At 70.7% G+C, this 16,442-nt stretch carries 17 protein-coding genes; 8 read left to right on the plus strand and 9 right to left on the minus strand.

Annotation, left to right across the window (positions count from 1 at the left end; translation table 11 throughout):
* The first annotated feature begins 8 nt into the window (after positions 1-8).
* From recO to ACGFNU_RS10980, 3 genes are all read left to right on the plus strand, one after another.
* A complete protein-coding gene (gene recO, locus ACGFNU_RS10970) occupies positions 9-761 on the plus strand; it encodes a DNA repair protein RecO (RefSeq protein WP_392592303.1) in 753 nt (250 codons plus the stop codon).
* Positions 758-1,555 carry an isoprenyl transferase gene (locus ACGFNU_RS10975; protein WP_392592305.1) on the plus strand — a complete coding sequence of 266 codons (798 nt, stop codon included), beginning with the start codon at positions 758-760 and terminating at the stop codon, positions 1,553-1,555. Before recO ends, ACGFNU_RS10975 begins: the two co-directional genes overlap by 4 nt.
* A 70-nt stretch (positions 1,556-1,625) precedes the next feature.
* A complete protein-coding gene (locus ACGFNU_RS10980; RefSeq protein ID WP_392592307.1) occupies positions 1,626-2,369 on the plus strand; it encodes a TauD/TfdA dioxygenase family protein in 744 nt (247 codons plus the stop codon).
* A 199-nt stretch (positions 2,370-2,568) separates the two neighbouring features.
* Here ACGFNU_RS10980 and ACGFNU_RS10985 read toward each other — a convergent pair whose 3' ends face one another.
* The 6 genes from ACGFNU_RS10985 to ACGFNU_RS11010 all read right to left on the minus strand — a co-directional run bounded on the left by ACGFNU_RS10985 (position 2,569) and on the right by ACGFNU_RS11010 (position 6,533).
* The gene (locus ACGFNU_RS10985; RefSeq protein ID WP_392592309.1) at positions 2,569-2,994 is read right to left on the minus strand and encodes an OsmC family protein; all 426 of its coding nucleotides are present in this window, start codon (positions 2,992-2,994) and stop codon (positions 2,569-2,571) included.
* A 175-nt stretch (positions 2,995-3,169) separates the two neighbouring features.
* Entirely contained in the window at positions 3,170-3,541 is a 372-nt protein-coding gene (locus ACGFNU_RS10990; protein WP_392592311.1) for a Fur family transcriptional regulator, read from the minus strand.
* The gene (locus ACGFNU_RS10995) at positions 3,538-4,422 is read right to left on the minus strand and encodes a metal ABC transporter permease (protein ID WP_392592313.1); all 885 of its coding nucleotides are present in this window, start codon (positions 4,420-4,422) and stop codon (positions 3,538-3,540) included. Before ACGFNU_RS10995 ends, ACGFNU_RS10990 begins: the two co-directional genes overlap by 4 nt.
* Positions 4,419-5,138, minus strand: coding sequence for a metal ABC transporter ATP-binding protein (locus ACGFNU_RS11000; protein WP_392592315.1), 720 nt, complete (start codon positions 5,136-5,138; stop codon positions 4,419-4,421). Before ACGFNU_RS11000 ends, ACGFNU_RS10995 begins: the two co-directional genes overlap by 4 nt.
* Positions 5,135-6,082 (minus strand): metal ABC transporter substrate-binding protein, encoded by a 948-nt coding sequence (locus tag ACGFNU_RS11005; RefSeq protein ID WP_392592317.1) that lies wholly within the window; start codon positions 6,080-6,082, stop codon positions 5,135-5,137. Before ACGFNU_RS11005 ends, ACGFNU_RS11000 begins: the two co-directional genes overlap by 4 nt.
* A gap of 43 nt (positions 6,083-6,125) precedes the next feature.
* Positions 6,126-6,533, minus strand: coding sequence for a DUF6703 family protein (locus ACGFNU_RS11010; RefSeq protein ID WP_392592319.1), 408 nt, complete (start codon positions 6,531-6,533; stop codon positions 6,126-6,128).
* Here ACGFNU_RS11010 and ACGFNU_RS11015 point away from each other — a divergent pair.
* The 3 genes from ACGFNU_RS11015 (at position 6,520) to ACGFNU_RS11025 (ending at position 9,878) form a co-directional block, all read left to right on the plus strand.
* Positions 6,520-6,831, plus strand: a complete 312-nt coding sequence (locus ACGFNU_RS11015) for an antibiotic biosynthesis monooxygenase family protein (RefSeq protein ID WP_392592321.1) — start codon at positions 6,520-6,522, stop codon at positions 6,829-6,831. The two genes, ACGFNU_RS11010 and ACGFNU_RS11015, sit on opposite strands and share 14 nt — an antisense overlap.
* 71 nt (positions 6,832-6,902) lie before the next feature.
* Entirely contained in the window at positions 6,903-8,261 is a 1,359-nt protein-coding gene (locus ACGFNU_RS11020) for a DUF1906 domain-containing protein (protein WP_392592323.1), read from the plus strand.
* A gap of 228 nt (positions 8,262-8,489) precedes the next feature.
* Positions 8,490-9,878: a glycine--tRNA ligase gene (locus ACGFNU_RS11025; protein WP_392592325.1), complete on the plus strand. Its 1,389-nt coding sequence runs from the start codon at positions 8,490-8,492 to the stop codon at positions 9,876-9,878.
* Between the two features lie 242 nt (positions 9,879-10,120).
* On the opposite strand, the gene ACGFNU_RS11030 is transcribed toward ACGFNU_RS11025, so the two are convergent.
* Positions 10,121-10,804, minus strand: coding sequence for a hypothetical protein (locus ACGFNU_RS11030; protein WP_392592327.1), 684 nt, complete (start codon positions 10,802-10,804; stop codon positions 10,121-10,123).
* 223 nt (positions 10,805-11,027) lie between these two features.
* On the opposite strand from ACGFNU_RS11030, the gene ACGFNU_RS11035 reads away from it, so the two are divergent.
* Positions 11,028-11,450, plus strand: a complete 423-nt coding sequence (locus ACGFNU_RS11035) for a hypothetical protein (RefSeq protein WP_392592329.1) — start codon at positions 11,028-11,030, stop codon at positions 11,448-11,450.
* A gap of 42 nt (positions 11,451-11,492) precedes the next feature.
* Complete coding sequence (gene secD, locus ACGFNU_RS11040) at positions 11,493-13,760, plus strand: protein translocase subunit SecD (RefSeq protein ID WP_392592331.1); 2,268 nt, start codon at positions 11,493-11,495, stop codon at positions 13,758-13,760.
* 42 nt (positions 13,761-13,802) lie between these two features.
* Here the strand turns inward: secD and ACGFNU_RS11045 are convergent, their stop codons facing one another.
* Both ACGFNU_RS11045 and ACGFNU_RS11050 read right to left on the minus strand, forming a co-directional pair.
* Complete coding sequence (locus ACGFNU_RS11045) at positions 13,803-14,429, minus strand: Uma2 family endonuclease (protein WP_392592333.1); 627 nt, start codon at positions 14,427-14,429, stop codon at positions 13,803-13,805.
* A gap of 116 nt (positions 14,430-14,545) precedes the next feature.
* Positions 14,546-16,423, minus strand: coding sequence for a glycoside hydrolase family 15 protein (locus tag ACGFNU_RS11050; RefSeq protein WP_392593497.1), 1,878 nt, complete (start codon positions 16,421-16,423; stop codon positions 14,546-14,548).
* Positions 16,424-16,442 lie beyond the last annotated feature (19 nt).

The raw sequence follows: 16,442 nt of genomic DNA on the forward strand, positions 1-16,442 counted from the left end.
ATGGCACGGTGACGCTCTACCGTGACGAAGGCATCGTGCTGCGCACCCAGAAGCTGGGCGAGGCCGACCGCATCGTGACGGTGCTGACCCGGCGCACCGGCCGCATCCGCGCCGCCGCCAAGGGCGTCCGCAAGACCAAGTCGAGGTTCGGGGCGCGGCTGGAGCCGTTCACCCACGTCGACCTGCAGCTGTACGAGCGGCGCTCGCTCGACCTGATCACCCAGGCCGAGACCCTGCGCCCCTACGGCGAGCAGCTGGTCACCGACTATCCCCGCTACACGGCCGGCACGGCGATGCTGGAGACCGCCGACAAGCTCACCGAGGAGCGGGAGCCCGCGCTGCGGCAGTTCCTGCTGCTGGTGGGCGCGCTGCGCACGCTGGTGGAGCGCGACCACGATCCCCGGCTGGTGCTCGACGCGTTCCTGCTGCGGTCGTTGTCGGTGGCGGGCTGGGCCCCGGCGCTCGACGAGTGCAGCCGCTGCGGCGACCGCGGGCAGCTGCGCGGCTTCGCGATCGCGGCGGGCGGCGCGCTGTGCGCCCGGTGCCGCCAGCCGGGGGCCGCGACCCCCGCGCCGCCGACGTTCGGCCTGATGGTGGCCCTGCTGCGCGGCGACTGGGAGTACGCCGACGGGAGCGAGCCGCGGCACCGGGTAGAGTGCAGCGGCCTCGTGGCGGCCTACCTGCAGTGGCACCTCGAGCACGGCATCCGGTCGCTCCGGCATGTGGAGCGGTCTCACGAGGTAACGAAGGAGAGAGCTTGAGAAGGGCCGTCCAGCCGCCGTATCCCCACCCCGGCGGCGCCCGCCCGCCCGCGATCCCGGCCGATCTGGTGCCCCGGCACGTCGCCATCGTCATGGACGGCAACGGGCGCTGGGCCAAGGAGCGCGGGCTGCCGCGCACCGAGGGCCACAAGATGGGGGAGGACTCCCTCTTCGACGTGATCATGGGCGCGATCGAGCTGGGCGTCCCCAACCTGTCGGCGTACGCGTTCTCCACCGAGAACTGGAAGCGTTCGCCCGACGAGGTGCGGTTCCTCATGGGCTTCAACCGGGACGTGATCCGGCGGCGCCGCGACCAGCTGCACTCGATGGGCGTGCGGGTCCGCTGGGCGGGCCGGCGGCCGAAGCTCTGGCGCAGCGTCATCAAGGAGCTCGAGGACGCCGAGGAGATGACGCGCGACAACGACGTCCTCACCCTGCAGTTCTGCGTCAACTACGGCGGCCGCGCCGAGATCGCCGACGCCGCCGCGGCCATCGCCCGGGACGTCAAGGCCGGCAAGCTCAACCCCGACAAGGTCACCGAGAAGGTCTTCGCCCGCTACCTCGACGAGCCGGGCATCCCGGACGTCGATCTCTTTCTGCGATCCTCGGGCGAGCAGCGCATCTCCAACTTCCTGCTCTGGCAGTCGGCGTACGCGGAGATGGTCTTCCTCGACACGCTGTGGCCCGACTTCGACCGGCGGCACCTGTGGCACGCCTGCGAGCTCTACGCCAGCCGCGACCGGCGCTACGGAGGAGCAGTCCCCAACCTCACCGAGCCGGCCGCGTCTTCTTGAGCTCCACAGCTACAGGTATTTCCTACTTGAATAGTTGACTTAAGGTTCCGGGTCACCTACGTTCGTTGCCATGCTCACGGCAACCAGCGTGCTCGCACTCAGCCCGGTGAGCGGCCGTATCGGGGCGGTCGTCTCGGGTGCCGAGCTCTCCGGCGAGCTCGCGGAGGAGACCGTCGACGAGATCCGCCTCGCGCTCCTCCGGCACAAGGTCGTCTTCTTCCGCGGCCAGCACCACCTGGACGCCCGCTCCCAGGCCGCCTTCACGCGGCGGCTCGGCGAGCTCATCGACCCCGACACGGTCATCCCGTCGCTCGACGCCTGGCACAGCGACGCGACGTTCCTCGACCGCCCGCCGCTCGCGTCGGTCCAGCGGGCCCTGGAGGTGCCCGCGCACGGCGGCGACACCGTGTGGGCCAACACCGTCACCGCCTACGAGGACCTTCCTGTAGAGCTGCGCGATCTGGCCGACCGGCTGTGGTTCCTGCACTCCGCCGCGCACGGCGCCCTGGAGACCAGACATCCCCTCGTGCGCGTCCACCCCGAGACCGGCGAACGTGCCCTCCTGCTCGGCGGCTTCGCGCACTCCGTCGTCGGGCTCAGCCAGCGGGCCGACTCCGAGGCGCTGATCAGGCTCTTCCAGGAGTACGTGACCCGCCTGGAGAACACCGTGCGCTGGCGCTGGCGGGAAGGCGACGTGGCCATCTGGGACAACCGCGCCACCCAGCACCGGGTCGTCAACGACTTCGGCGACCGGCCCCGGCGCCTCCACGCCACCACCATCACAGGTGATTCCGTCGTCCCCGTAGGCACCTGACCGGGGCGGGAGCGCAGGTGCGCCCCCGCCTTCTCAGTACGACTCCGAGCGGAACGCCCAGCCCCGCACGCGAACGCGCGACCGGGTCGTGAAGCCGGCCGAAGGCGAGGCTTCACGAGAGATCGCGAAGCGATGTCGCGTTCGCCGCTTTTGCGGTTCGGGGGTGAGCCGCCAGGCGAGCCCCCGAGGCCGTGAAAGCCTAAAGCAGGGCCGCGTCGAGGGTGATCTTGGTGCCGGTGAGGGCCTTGCTGACGGGGCAGTTCTCCTTGGCGTTCTGTGCCGCCTTCTCGAAGTCGGCCGCCGACAGGCCCGGCACGCTGGCGCGGACCGTCAGGTGGATGCCGGTGATGCCCTCTCCCGGCTGGAAGGTGACGTCGGCCTTGGTGTCGACCTTCTCGGGGGGCGTGCCCGCTCCGGCGAGGCCGTGCGAGAGCGCCATCGAGTAGCAGGTGGAGTGCGCCGCGGCGATGAGCTCCTCGGGGCTCGTCTTGCCGTTGGCCTCCTCGGCGCGCGAGGGCCAGCTCACCTCGAACTCGCCGACGTTGGAGGAGTCCAAGGAGACCTTGCCCTGGCCGCCCATCAGCGGCCCTTCCCAGTGCGCGTTCGCGGTACGTGTCGTAGCCATGCGACGATCCTTGCTTATTACCCACCGGTAACAGGAATCTGCGCGCGAGCGCGCGACCGGGTCGTGAAGCAAGCCGAAGGCGAGGCTTCACGAGAGATCGCGAAGCGATGTCGCGCTCGCCGCTTTTGGGGTTTGGGTCCGAGCCGCCAGGCGAGGGCCCAAGGCCCCGAAAGCCTTAAATACAGTTCGAGCAGGTGCCGAAGACCTCGACGGTGTGGGTGATCTCCACGAAGCCGTGCTCGGCCCCGATCGCGTCGGCCCACTTCTCCACGGCCGGGCCCTCGACCTCGACCGTGCGGCCGCAGGCGCGGCAGACGAGGTGGTGGTGGTGCTCCTCGGTGCGGCAGGCGCGGTAGACGGCCTCGCCCTCGTCCGTGCGGAGCACGTCGACCTCGCCGGAGTCGCTCAGCGCCTGCAGCGCCCGGTAGACGGTCGTGAGGCCGATCTTCGAGCCGTCCGCGCGAAGATCGGCGTAGATGTCCTGCGCGCTGCGGAAGTTCTCGCAGCCGCTCAGGGCCTCCCGCACCGCGTTCCGACGGGCCGTCATCCTCCGAACACCTCCGCCTCGGCTTCCACGCCGGCCCGCGCCGGCCGATCGGCGGGCACCGGCACCGCGGCGGTCCGTCTCCGCCGCAGGACCGTCCCTCCGATCACCGCGACGACGAACACCGCGAGGGCCAGCAACACGATCGAGGGCCCCGGCGGGAGATCGTACTCGAACGAGCCGGCCAGGCCGGACACCGCCGACAGTACACCGATGCCCATCGCCACGAACATCGTGCTCTTGAATCCCCGGGTGAGCTGCTGGGCGGCCGCCACGGGCACGACCATCAGAGCGCTGACGAGGAGCAGGCCGATGGCCCGCATCGCGATGACCACGGTGACGGCGGCGGTCGCGGCGATCAGGATGCTGAGGAACCGGACGGGCAGCCCGGCCGCCCGGGCCACCTCCTCGTCCTGGCAGAGCAGGAACAGTTCCCGCCCGAAGAGCGCCACGATGCCGAGGACGACCACCGCCAGCCCGGCCACCACGTACAGGTCGGCCCGCGACACGCTGCTGATGGATCCGAAGAGGTAGGACTGCAGGCTGGAGCCGCCGTCCTGGCCGTTGGTGAGCAGCACGCCGCCCGCCAGGCCGCCGTAGAAGAGCAGCGCGAGCGCCACGTCGGCGCCGCTGCGGCTGCGCGCGCGCAGCACCTCGATGGCGACCGCGCCGAGCACGGAGACCAGCAGGGCGCCCAGGATGGGCGAGTTGCCCGTGAGCAGGCCCAGACCGATACCGGTCAGCGCGATGTGCCCGATGCCGTCGCCCAGCAGGGAGAGCTTGCGCTGCACGATGAACGTGCCGACCGCGGGGGCGGTCAGCCCGATCAGCACCGCCATCACGAGGGCGATGCGCATGAAGTCGTACTGGAGCATCTCGGTCACGCGGGGGTCCCGGTCTGTGCGGTCAGGGGGGTGGTGTCGTACGCGACACGGCCGTGTTCGAGGCCGATGCTCCGCGTGACGACGGACTCCATCGGCCCCAGTTCGTGCGTGACGAGGACCACCGTACGGCCTGCGGCGGCCAGTTCGCGGAGCGTTCCGGCAAGGGCGGCCTGGCTGGCGGCGTCGACGCCCGCGGTGGGCTCGTCCATCACGAAGACCTCGGGCTCGCCGGCCAGTGCGCGGGCGATGAGCACCCGCTGCTGCTGGCCGCCCGACAGCAGGTGCGCGGAGTCGCGGGCCCGGCCGGTCAGCCCGACGGCCTCCAGTGCCCGGTCCACCGCGGCGCGGTCGGCGGCGGAGGCCGGCCGCCAGCGCGACTGCCGCGCCACCCGGCCCGAGGCCACGACCTCGCGCACGGTCGACGGCACGCCGCCGCCCATGGGCAACCGCTGTGGCACGTACCCGACGCGCTTCCAGTCCCGGAACCGGGCCGGGGCCGCACCGAAGATCTCGGTGCGGCCGGCCGCCAGCGGGATCAGCCCGAGCAGGGCCTTGATCAGGGTGGACTTGCCCGCGCCGTTCGCGCCCATGACGGCGAGGACGTCGCCGGGCTCGACGGTCAGGTCGATGCCGCGCAGCACCTCGCGCCCTTCGAGACGGACGTGACCGCCGGTCATCTCGAAGGGCACGGACGTGCCGGATGTCATGCCCTTCATGTGGCTCCCAGTGCGGTGCGGAGGGTGGCGAGGTTCTTCGTCATGATCGATACGTAGTCGTCCGAGGAGCCCTTGGCGACGCCCTCGACCGGGTCGAGGACGGCCGTCTTCACCTTGGCCTCGCGGGCCAGGCTCTCGGCGACCTTCGGGCTCACGAGGGTCTCGGTGAAGATCGTGGTGGCGCCGGCCGCGCGCACCTCGTGGGTGAGTTCGGCGATGCGCTTGGGCGACGGCTCGCTGGACGGGTCGACTCCGGCGATCGAGACCTGCTTGAGGCCGTACCGGTCGGCCAGGTAGCCGAACGCGGCGTGCGCGGTGACGATCGTCTTGCCCTTGGCGCTCTTGAGGCCCTCGCTGTAGCTCTGGTCGAGCGTGGCGAGCTGGGTGGCGAGCGCCTTGGCGTTCGCCTTGTAGTCGGCGGCGTGGCCGGAGTCGGCGGCGGCGAGCCGGTCGCCCAGGGCCGTGGCGATCGTCGCCATGCGGCTCGGGTCGAGCCAGACGTGCGGGTCGTAGGTGAGCTCGCCCTCGTGCTCGTGCCCCGCCGCCTCGTGCTCGTGCTCGTCCTCGCCCGCGGGCAGCGTCTTGACCACGCTCGCGGCGTCGAGGGACTTGTCCTTGGCGTGCTTGGCGACGGCCTCGTCCATGGCGGGCTGGACGCCCTTCACGTAGACGGCGTAGTCGGCCTTCTGGACATCGGCGATCTGCCGTGCCGTCAGCTCCAGGTCATGGGGCTCGGCGCCCGGCTTGGTGAGCGTCTCGACCGACACGTGGCCGCCGCCGACCTTCCCGGCCAGCCAGGCCATCGGGTAGAACGACGCGACGATCTTCGTCTTGCCGGAGCCGCCGTCGGCACCGGCGCTGCCGCAGGCGGTGAGGCCGAGCAGCATGGCGACGGCGAGCGCCGGCAGCGAGAGGGACCGGAGGGGCTTCGGGGAGGTGAACACCCCTCAAGTGTGTACGAAGATGAAAACGGTTGTCAAAACCGACTTAGAACCCGCCAACCACGTGACCCACCGCGAAGGCCGCCAAAAGCCCCATCCCGACCACCCGCAGGACCCGTCCCGAAGTGTCGAGCACGGGCCAGTTGAGGTAGGCGAACCAGGCCAGGAACAGCAGCAGGACCAGCAGTCCCGCGGCGCCGACCCACCCGTTCCCCCACATGCCGATCACCAGCAGCCCGAAGACCGCGGCGAGCAGCACCCAGCGCGGGAGTGTGTGCAGGAACACCACCGGCTTCGCGCTCAACCGCTCCACGCCGGCGCGCATTCCCGAGGTCTCGCTCTCAGTGTCCACAGGCCCAAACGTAGCCGCTGCCGTCCCCGGCCGGCCTCGACCCGGCCGACCCGCCTCGGGTGGACGCCGGGACTGGCAGGATGGGCCGATGATCGCTATCACCCGGTACCGCGTGCCGGGCCCGGAGGCCGACGGCTTCGCCGCCCAGATGACCTCCGTCCTCGACGCTCTCGCCGCGAGCCCGGGCTACGTGTCGGGACGGCTGGCCCGCACGGTCGACGAGCCCGACCTCTGGGCGCTCATCACCGAGTGGGAGGGCGCCGGCTACTACCGGCGCGCGCTCGGCGCGTACGAGGTCCGCCTGGTCTTCATCCCGATGGCCGCGATGGCGCTGGACGAGGCCGGCGCCTACGAGGTCGTCAGTCAACGAACGGCAGGCTCCGGGCAAGATCGTCTTTGAGCCCGTTTCACCGCTCCCCACGCCGGTGATCATGCCGCTGACGGGCAGGGCGCCCGGCGGGGGGAGTTGTGATGCGGCATGCGGTCGTACTCGGCGGACTGCTCGGGGTGGCGGGTCTCGCACCCCTCGTCACCGGCCTCGAGCCGGCCGCCGCGCGGTCCCCGGCCGTCCCGGCCGCCGCGCTGACCGGGGCCCACCTCGCCCAGTACCGCGGCGTGCGGGTCCCGGTGCCGGCCGGCTGGGAGGTGCACCGGCTCGACCTCGATCCGACGCGGTGCGTACGGCACGACCGTCCCGCCCTCTACCTCGGCCGGCAGGGGTCGCAGCCCGACTGCCCGGCCCGGCTGATCGGCGGCGCGGAGACGCTGCATATCGAGCCGCTCGACGGGGCCCCCGTGTCCGCGCAGCGACGGCGGGAGGCGGTGCGGGCCACCAAGCTGGCCCGCTTCACCGTCCCGGACGACGCCGATCACGAGGTACGGATCGTGCTGCCCGAGGTGGGCGCCGCGATCACCGGCGTGTACGGCGCGGACACGAGCCTGCTGCAGGACGTCATCCGCTCGATCCGGCTGACCGCCGATCGCGCGCTGCAACTCCCGTTCGGCATCGGCCGTGATGAACCGGCGCGAGGCGAGCCGGCGGGGACCACGACGAAGAACCCGCCCGCGCGGCCCGCGCGGCCCGCGCGGAGCGAACCGGCGCGGGGCGTGAGAACGGACCCGACGTTCACCGCGCGGGGGAGGGGCTGGGTCACGGGCAAGGGCTTCGACACCTGCACGGCGCCCTCCGTGCGGACGATGGCCGCCTGGCGCCGTTCGTACGGCGTCACCAACATCTACATCGGCGGCGCCTCGCGCGGATGTTCCCAGCCCAACCTCACGAGGTACTGGGTGCGCACCGTCCGCCGTATGGGCTACCGGCTGATCCCGACGTACGTCGGCTTGCAGGCGCCCTGCAACGAGGACACCTTCCGCGCGCATTTCAAGGCCAAGGCCGCCGCACGGCAGGGCCGCCTGGCCGCCGCCGATGCCGTCGCGCGGGCCAGGGCCCTCGGTATCCCGCGCAGGAGGCCCATCTACTTCGACATGGAGGCGTACCCGAGCGGCAAGACCAAGTGTCGCCAGGCCGTGCTGACCTTCCTGAACTCCTGGTCGCACGGGCTGGCCGCCCGGAGGTACATCTCCGGCGTCTACAGCAGCGCTGGATCGGCCGTGCGCGACCTCGGCCAGGCCACCGGGATCACCAAACCGAAGGCGATCTGGTTCGCGCACTGGGACGGCAAGCCGACCGCGTACGGCAGCCCGTACCTCCTCGACCACTGGTGGCACCCGCACCGCCGGATCAAGCAGTACCGGGGCAGCCACAAGGAGAAGCACGGCGGCGTCAAGCTGAACATCGACAGCAACCACGTGGACGGCCGCGTCTACTGATCGTGTCACGGTACGTGTCGGCCCGGATTCGCCGGGTTGACGTTCGGGAGGCGACGGCGGTGCCCTAGACTCGGAAACGCTCTTGGAACGCCGGGCGCGCCGTCGCGGCCGGGGCGTTCCAGGGCGTCACACCACCGGGGATCACACTCGCCTTCCACCGCGCCGCAGGGGCGGCGCGCGGGGCGTACGAATAATCCCGCCGACTGCCAGCCGGATGGAGAAACGCTCATGGCACGCCGTTCCGACGTGATGGACACGATCGTCAACCTCGCCAAACGGCGGGGCCTGGTCTACCCGTCGAGCGAGATCTACGGCGGCCTGCGCGCCTCCTGGGACTACGGGCCGCTGGGCGTCGAGCTCAAGAACAACGTCAAGCGCCAGTGGTGGAAGTCGATGGTGCAGGGCCGCGACGACGTCGTCGGCCTCGACTCCTGCGTCATCCTCGCCCGGGAGGTCTGGGAGGCCAGCGGGCACGTCCAGGCGTTCGTCGACCCGCTGACCGAGTGCCAGTCGTGCCACAAGCGCTTCCGCGCCGACCACCTCGAAGAGTCCTACGAGGAGAAGCACGGCCGGCCGCCCGCGAACGGGCTGGCCGACATCTCCTGCCCCAACTGCGGCGTGAAGGGCTCCTTCACCGAGCCGAAGATGTTCAACGGACTGCTGAAGACCTACCTCGGCCCGGTCGAGGACGAGTCCGGCCTGGCCTACCTGCGGCCCGAGACGGCGCAGGGCATCTTCATCAACTACAAGAACGTCGAGCAGTCGGCCCGGCGCAAGGTCCCGTTCGGCATCGGCCAGATCGGCAAGTCGTTCCGCAACGAGATCACGCCCGGCAACTTCATCTTCCGCACGCGCGAGTTCGAGCAGATGGAGATGGAGTTCTTCGTCAAGCCGGGCAGCGACGAGGAGTGGCACCAGTACTGGATCGACGAGCGCCTGCAGTGGTACGTCGACCTGGGCATCAACAAGGAGAACCTGCGGCTCTACGAGCACCCGAAGGACAAGCTCTCGCACTACTCCAAGCGCACCGTCGACGTCGAGTACCGCTTCGGCTTCGTCGGCAGCGAGTGGGGCGAGCTGGAGGGCGTCGCCAACCGCACCGACTACGACCTGGCGACGCACTCCAAGGCCTCGGGCGCCGACCTGTCGTTCTTCGACCAGGAGGCCGGTGAGCGCTTCGTCCCGTACGTGATCGAGCCCGCGGCGGGCGTCGACCGCTGCACGCTGACGTTCATGATGGACGCGTACGCCGAGGACGAGGCGCCCAACGCCAAGGGCAAGCTCGAGAAGCGCACCGTCATGCGGCTCGACCGCCGGCTGGCCCCGGTCAAGGTCGCGGTGCTGCCGCTGTCGCGCAACGCCGACCTGTCGCCGAAGGCCCGCGACCTGGCCGCCCGGCTGCGCAAGAACTGGAACGTCGACTTCGACGACGCGGGGGCCATCGGCCGCCGCTACCGGCGCCAGGACGAGATCGGCACGCCGTTCTGCGTCACCGTCGACTTCGACACCCTCGAAGACGACGCGGTGACCGTGCGCGAGCGCGACACCATGAGCCAGGAACGCATCTCGATCGGCCAGGTGGAAGCCTTCCTGGCCGCCCAGCTCATCGGCTGTTAACTACGGGTTTCGCGGCCTCGACGGCCTCGCCTGGCGGCTCACCCGCCGATCCGCCAAAGCGGCGAGCGCGACATCGCTTCGCGATCTCTCGTGAAGCCTCGCCTTCGGCTGGCTTCACGACCCGTTAGCGCCCTCGCGTGCGGGCTGAGCTCGTAGGAATACCCGGGCGGACGACCGCGTGATCACCTCGTTGTGGTCACGCGGTCGTTCTTTTTCCTGGTGGGGGAGCTGGCGGGGGTGGATCAGGGGTTGGTGCCGGTCACGTAGAGGGGCTGGTCGTAGGTGCCGGATCCTGGGGTGGTCTCACCCTGGAGCTGGTAGGTGGCGTTGACCGTCGCGGTCGACGGGCAGAAGAAGTTGCCGCCCGACTGCCTGTTGACGACGGCGTCCTTGACGCCGACCTGGGCCTGGTCGTTGCTGGTCACGGGCCGGGAGGGGTTGTCGCCGTTGAACCCGTTGGCGGTCAGGTTGCCGCCGAAGTAGCAGGTGATGCCGCCGAGCAGGTCCACCACGGCCTTGATCTTGAAGTTGGAGATCAGGACGGTGGCGTCCCGGCCGCCGGTGTGGGCGGAGTCCCAGGTGACGTTGCCGCCGGTCCACGGGAGGTTCTGCGGGGTGATGGTGGAGGACACGGAGCCGCTGCACGGGCCGCCGTTGGTGTTGAACGAGACGCTCGAGATGCTGAGGTTCGCACCGCCGGTCCCGATCGACCCCGTCATCGTCGACTGGTTGCAGCTGCCGCTGCCGATGGAGGTCGTGACGGTGGCCTCGCCGAGCAGCGAGGCGCGGACGTTGCCGGTGTAGGCGTCGGCGGTGGCCGAGCCCTTACGGACGGTCGTGGTGACGGCGGATGCTGGCGGGGCGGCGACGGCGACGACGGCGAGAGCCGTGATGCCGACCGTGACGGTGTGTCGGATGCGTGCCACCGGAAACTCCTCTGTCCGGTTCGGGGGTGGGCATCGTGAAAGTAATTCGTCTTTTACCGGCTCTGCAATGCTTTGTGGAGACCTTGGTATGGCCGGATTGAGACACCCTCGCGTTTTCCGAGGTGACGGCTCCGGGCCGGCTCCGGCCGAAACGGATCAAGGTGCGCGGGCGGTCCGGTAGCGTGGCGTGGATCCGGCGGCCGGACGGGACGGGAGGACGCGCGTGAGCGACGCTCAGCGGCCCTCTCCGCCTGCCTGCGAAGATCGCGGGCGGGTCGCCCGGCTGCTCCTCGTCGCGCTGGGCGTCCTCGGCTTCGTGGTCCTGCCCGGCGCGGCACCGGCGTCCGGCGCGACCGGCGTCGGCATCCGGGCGGGCACCGCCGCCCAGCCCGGCCAGGCCAATCTCGCCAACCGGGGCAAGAGCTCCAAGCCCTGCCCCGTCCGGTCCGACACGGCGGCCAGCTCGGCCTCGGCGCGGCAGATCGCCGCCGCGCCCGCCCCGGCGCCCGTCGCCGCGGTCCTGCCACCCGGCATCGACGTGTGGCCGTCCAGCGTCCGCGCCGACCGCCCGGCGGCGCGGCCCGAGCAGGCCGAGGCCGTCGCGGCCGGCCTGCCCCGCGGGCGCGCTCCACCGCTCTCCACGTGATCTGACGACATCCCCCATCAGACCTCGTGGAAGGTTCTTCCTTTGACTCGCGCCAACGTGGTGCGGGCGATCCTGGCATTCGCCGTGCTCGCCGCATCGCTGTACTTCGCCCTGTCCAAACCAGCCCGCCTCGGCCTCGACCTGCGCGGCGGCACCCAGATCGTGCTCGAGACCCAGGACTCGCCGCAGGCCAAGGCGACCCGGGAGAACACCGACCGGGCCAAGGAGGTGCTGCACCGCCGCGTCGACGCGCTCGGCGTGGCCGAATCGTCGATCACCCGGTCCGGTGAGAAGCGGATCATCGTCGAGCTGCCCGACGTCCAGGACCCCACCCGGGCCGCCGAAGTGATCGGCAAGACGGCCCAGCTCACCGCGCACCCCGTCCGCGCCAATGACGGCAAGCCCGCCGAAGGCGAGCAGGTCATCGCCGACGAGCGCGGCCAGCCGATCCTCATCGGCCCCGTCGCGCTGAACGGCGACGGCATCGGCTCGGCGCAGGCGTCGCTCGACACCCAGAACGGCACCGGCTGGTTCGTCACGATCGACTTCCGCGGCGGCGGTGGCAAGGCCTGGCAGCGGGTCACCGCCAAGGCCGCGTGCGCCGCCGGCGACGAGCGGCGCGTCGCCATCGTCCTGGACGGCAAGGTGATCTCCTCGCCGGGCGTCGTCCAGGACGTGCCGTGCAACGTCGGCATCGCCGGCGGCTCGACGCAGATCACCGGCGACTTCGGCGCCGACGAGGCCAAGGACCTGGCGGCGCTCGTCCAGGGCGGTTCGCTGCCCGTCCCGGTGAAGACCATCGAGCAGCGGGTGGTCGGCCCGACCCTGGGCGACGCGGCCATCGACGCCAGCGCCAAGGCCGCCGTCATCGGCGTGCTGCTGACCGGCCTGTTCATCATCGCCGTCTACCGGCTCGTCGGGGCGCTGGCGACCATCGCCCTGGCCTGCTACGCGCTCATCTCCTACGCCGCGCTCGTCCTGATGGGGGCGACCCTCACCCTGCCCGGCCTGGCGGGCTTCGTCCTCGCGATCGGCATGGCGATCGACGCCAACGTCCTCGCGTTCGAACGGGCCCGCGAAGAGTACGAGGCGTCACCCAAACGCGGCGTGCGCACCGCGCTGACCACCGGATTCACCAAGGCCTGGTCGGCCATCGCCGACTCCAACATCACCACCCTGCTGGCCGGCGCGCTGCTGTTCTTCCTGGCCTCGGGCCCGGTGAAGGGCTTCGGCGTGACGCTCACGATCGGCGTGCTCGGCTCGCTGATCTCGGCGATGCTCCTGAGCCGCGTCCTCACCGACGCCGCCCTCAGCCGCAGGTTCATCGCGCGCCGCCCCGGCCTGACCGGCCTGGGCTCCACCGGCCGCCTCCGCACGTGGCTGGACCGCCGCAACCCCGACCTGATGAAGCGCCGCAAGCTCTGGCTGGCGCTCTCCGGCCTCGCCGTCGTCGTCGCCGCCACGGGGATCTTCTCCAAGGGGCTCAACTACGGCGTCGAGTTCACCGGCGGCCGCCTGGTCGAGTACTCGACGAGCAAGGCCCTCGACATCGACGACGCCCGTTCGGCCGTGGCCGACGCGGGCTTCCCCCGGGCGGTCGTGCAGACGTCCGGCAAGGACGACATCTCCGTCCGCACCGAGAACCTCAGCAACGCCGAGGTAGTGAAGATCCAGAACGCCCTGGCCGAGAAGGGCGGCCAGACCACCAAGCAACGCGACGAGCTGATCGGCCCGAGCCTCGGTGACGAGCTGCGCAAGAAGGCCCTCATCGCCCTCGGTGTCGCCCTGCTCGTCCAGCTCGCCTACCTGGCCCTCCGCTTCCGCTGGAGCTTCGGCGCCGGCGCGGTCCTCGCGATGTTCCACGACGTGATCATCGTGACAGGAGTCTTCGCCTGGCTCGGCAAACCCGTCGACGGCGTCTTCCTCGCCGCCCTGCTCACGATCATCGGCTACTCCGTCAACGACGCCGTCGTGGTCTTCGACCGCATCCGCGAACTCTGGGGCGCGCAGCCCAAGGCCCGCTTCGCCGAGATCGCCAACCGCGGCGCCCTCCAGACCGTGCCCCGCACGGTCAACACCGGCATGGGCGCGGTCTTCATCCTGGCGGCCCTGGCCTTCCTCGGCGGCGACTCGCTGACCGACTTCGCCCTCGCCCTCCTGGTGGGCATCGGCGTCGGCACCTACTCCAGCGTCTTCACCGCGACCCCGCTGGCCATCGAGTTCGAGCGCTTCGTCAAGGCCCCCGCGCCCCGCCAGAAGACGCTCAAGCGCCCCGCCCGCCAGCCCGGCGAGTCCGGCGCCGTCGTCTAACGGAAACGACGAGTCGCGCCGCACCCCGGCGCGACTCGTCGTTCAGCGGCTCAGCCCGCGAAGGCGGTCCCACTCGATCCTGATCCGGACCGGGACGTCGATGGTCGTGCCAGCGTCGTCCTGCTCAAGTACTTGGTACCGGCGATACGCGCCCAACGCATGATCCAGCACGTGGATCTCGATGGACGCCACCGCGTTGTCGGAGACCCAGACCAGCCAATACCAGGGGATGCCCGCCGCCGCGTACTCGGCCTTCTTGTCGCTGAGGTCGACCTTCTCGCTGCCGGGTGAGACGACCTCGATGACGAGCTTTACGCGGTGGACACGCAGCGGCCTCTCGTCCGAGGGAGCGCACTCGAACAGGGCTGCGTCAGGGCGCCTGATGGTCGTCCGCGGCACGTCCCACAGCAGGACATCGAAGTCGGTGCACACGTCGAGACAAGCATCCTTGTGCTGGCTGACGTGCGAGTCGGCCGCGCTTTCGAGCATGGACGCCAGGCGACGGGCGGCGTTCTGGTGTTCTCGGGTCGGCGACTCCGCTCTGATCGCTTCACCGTTGACGACTTCGACGAGGCGGCAGAAATCTTCGGGCAGCTTCTTCCAGATCTCCAGAGTGATCGGCTCGGGCTGGAGATTCTCCACCCGTGCCCAGTCGAAGATCGCTGACATGCTGGCTCCCCGAAGCGCCGAATCCGGGCGCTCAGCCTATCTCAGCGCGTCGTTGTAAGCCGTCGTGAGGCGTCGTGAGCCGCCGTGGCCGGGTGAACCCGGCCACGGCGGTGGGGTCAGGCGAGGGGAGGCGGGTTCTGGTCGGCCTCGGCCTGGATCACCTGCATGACCGCGTTGATGAGGGCCAGGTGGGTGAAGGCCTGCGGGAAGTTGCCCAGGTGCCGTCCGGTGTGGGGGTCGATCTCCTCCGCGTACAGCTGGAGCGGGCTGGCGTACGAGAGCAGCTTCTCGCAGAGGGCCTTGGCCCGTTCGAGCTCACCGATCATGACCAGGGCGCTCACCAGCCAGAACGAGCAGATGGTGAACGTGCCCTCCTCGGACTCGAAGCCGTCGTCGGTCTCGGTGGCCCGGTAGCGCAGGACCAGGTCGTCCTCCGACAGCTCGTCGGCGATGGCGAGGACGGTCTCGCGGACCCTCTTGTCGTCGGCGGGCAGGAAGCCCAGCAGGGGGATCAGCAGCGCCGAGGCGTCGAGGGCCGAGGCGCCGTAGTGGGCGGTGAAGACCCCGCGCTCGTCCAGGGCGTTGGCCAGGACGTCGGCGTGGATCTCGTCGGCGGCCGCCTGCCAGCGCCGGGCCCGCTCGTTGTCGCCGCGGATGCGGGCCAGGCGCGCCCCGCGCTCGGCCGCGACCCAGCAGAACACCTTGGACGAGGTGAAGTGCTGCGGCTCGCCGCGCACCTCCCACATGCCGCAGTCGGGCTGCTGCCAGTTGTCGAGGGCGTCCTCCACCTGCTTGACGACGATCTTCCACAGCCGGTCGTCGAGGCGGTCCCGCTTGCGCACGAAGAGGTAGATGGAGCCGATGATCGAGCCCCACACGTCGTGCTGCGCCTGGATGTAGGCCTCGTTGCCGATGCGGACCGGCTTGGCGTCGTCGTAGCCCGACAGGTGGTCGAGCGTCGACTCGGGCAGCTCCTCGCGGCCGTCGAGGCCGTACATGATCTGGAGCTTGCCCTCGGCGGCCTCGGCCACATCGGTGATGAAGTAGAAGAAGTCGTTGGCCTCCCAGTCGTACCCGAGTGTGTAGAACGCCCACAGGGCCATCGTGGAGTCGCGGATCCACGTGTAGCGGTAGTCCCAGTTGCGGTCGCCGCCGGGGGTCTCCGGCAGGGAGGTCGTGGCCGCGGCGGCGACGGCGCCGGAGGGGGCGAACGTCAGGCCCTTCAGCGTGAGGGCGCTGCGCTGCAGGTGGCTGCGCCACGGGTGGTCGGGGAAGCGGCCCCGGTCGAGCCAGTGCTGCCAGTGGTGGACGGTCCACACGAGGCGCTCGTGGGCGTCCTCGTAGGTGTGCGGCGGCTCGTGCTCGCTCCAGGAGAGGGCGACGTAGCGGGCCTCTCCCTGCTTGAGGAGGGTGCGCGAGGTGGCCAGGCTGCCCTCGAAGCCCACGTTCATGTCCGTGGTCAGGCGGAGCGACACGCCGTTGCCCCGCGCGACGGCCTCGTGGTAGCCGGCGCCGGTGTGCTCCCACCGGGCGGGCGCGCGGCCGTAGTCGAAGTTCGGCATGCAGTCGAGCCGGACCTGGACCTGGCCGTTCACGCACCGCACCATGCGCAGCAGCACGTGGTCGGCGTCGTAGTCGGTGGGGGCGCGCCGGTGCGTGTGCGACCGTTCGGTCTCGTGGTGCCAGGGGCCCATCAGCAGGGCGTCGGTCACCACCAGCCAGCCCCCGTGGGTCCACCAGGTGGTCTCCATGACCATGGTGCCGGGGATGTAGCGCTGGGCCGCGGGCACCTCCACCCCCGCCGGGCCGACGCGGAAGTAGCCCGCGTCCCGGTCCAGGATCGATCCGAACACGCTGGGGGAGTCCATCCGCGGCAGGCACATCCATTCGATGTTCCCGCTGGGCGCCACCAGCGCGGTCGTCTCGCAGTCGGACAGGAACCCGTAATCGGCGATCGGAGCGAACGGATCCCCCGCCCGGCCTCCGGCGACCATCGGCCTCACAACCTCACCT

Origin of the sequence: Spirillospora sp. NPDC048911, assembly GCF_043198015.1 — a bacterium.
Taxonomy (GTDB): Bacteria; Actinomycetota; Actinomycetes; order Streptosporangiales; family Streptosporangiaceae; genus Spirillospora.

Excerpts from the sequence above, each read along its gene's own strand:
- ACGFNU_RS10980 (WP_392592307.1), top strand. The coding sequence starts at position 1,626 with ATGCTCACGGCAACCAGCGTGCTCGCACTCAGCCCGGTGAGCGGCCGT.
- ACGFNU_RS10985 (WP_392592309.1), bottom strand. The coding sequence starts at position 2,994 with ATGGCTACGACACGTACCGCGAACGCGCACTGGGAAGGGCCGCTGATG.
- ACGFNU_RS10990 (WP_392592311.1), bottom strand. The coding sequence starts at position 3,541 with ATGACGGCCCGTCGGAACGCGGTGCGGGAGGCCCTGAGCGGCTGCGAG.
- ACGFNU_RS11000 (WP_392592315.1), bottom strand. The coding sequence starts at position 5,138 with ATGAAGGGCATGACATCCGGCACGTCCGTGCCCTTCGAGATGACCGGC.
- ACGFNU_RS11015 (WP_392592321.1), top strand. The coding sequence starts at position 6,520 with ATGATCGCTATCACCCGGTACCGCGTGCCGGGCCCGGAGGCCGACGGC.
- ACGFNU_RS11020 (WP_392592323.1), top strand. The coding sequence starts at position 6,903 with ATGCGGCATGCGGTCGTACTCGGCGGACTGCTCGGGGTGGCGGGTCTC.
- ACGFNU_RS11025 (WP_392592325.1), top strand. The coding sequence starts at position 8,490 with ATGGCACGCCGTTCCGACGTGATGGACACGATCGTCAACCTCGCCAAA.
- ACGFNU_RS11045 (WP_392592333.1), bottom strand. The coding sequence starts at position 14,429 with ATGTCAGCGATCTTCGACTGGGCACGGGTGGAGAATCTCCAGCCCGAG.
- ACGFNU_RS11050 (WP_392593497.1), bottom strand. The coding sequence starts at position 16,423 with ATGGTCGCCGGAGGCCGGGCGGGGGATCCGTTCGCTCCGATCGCCGAT.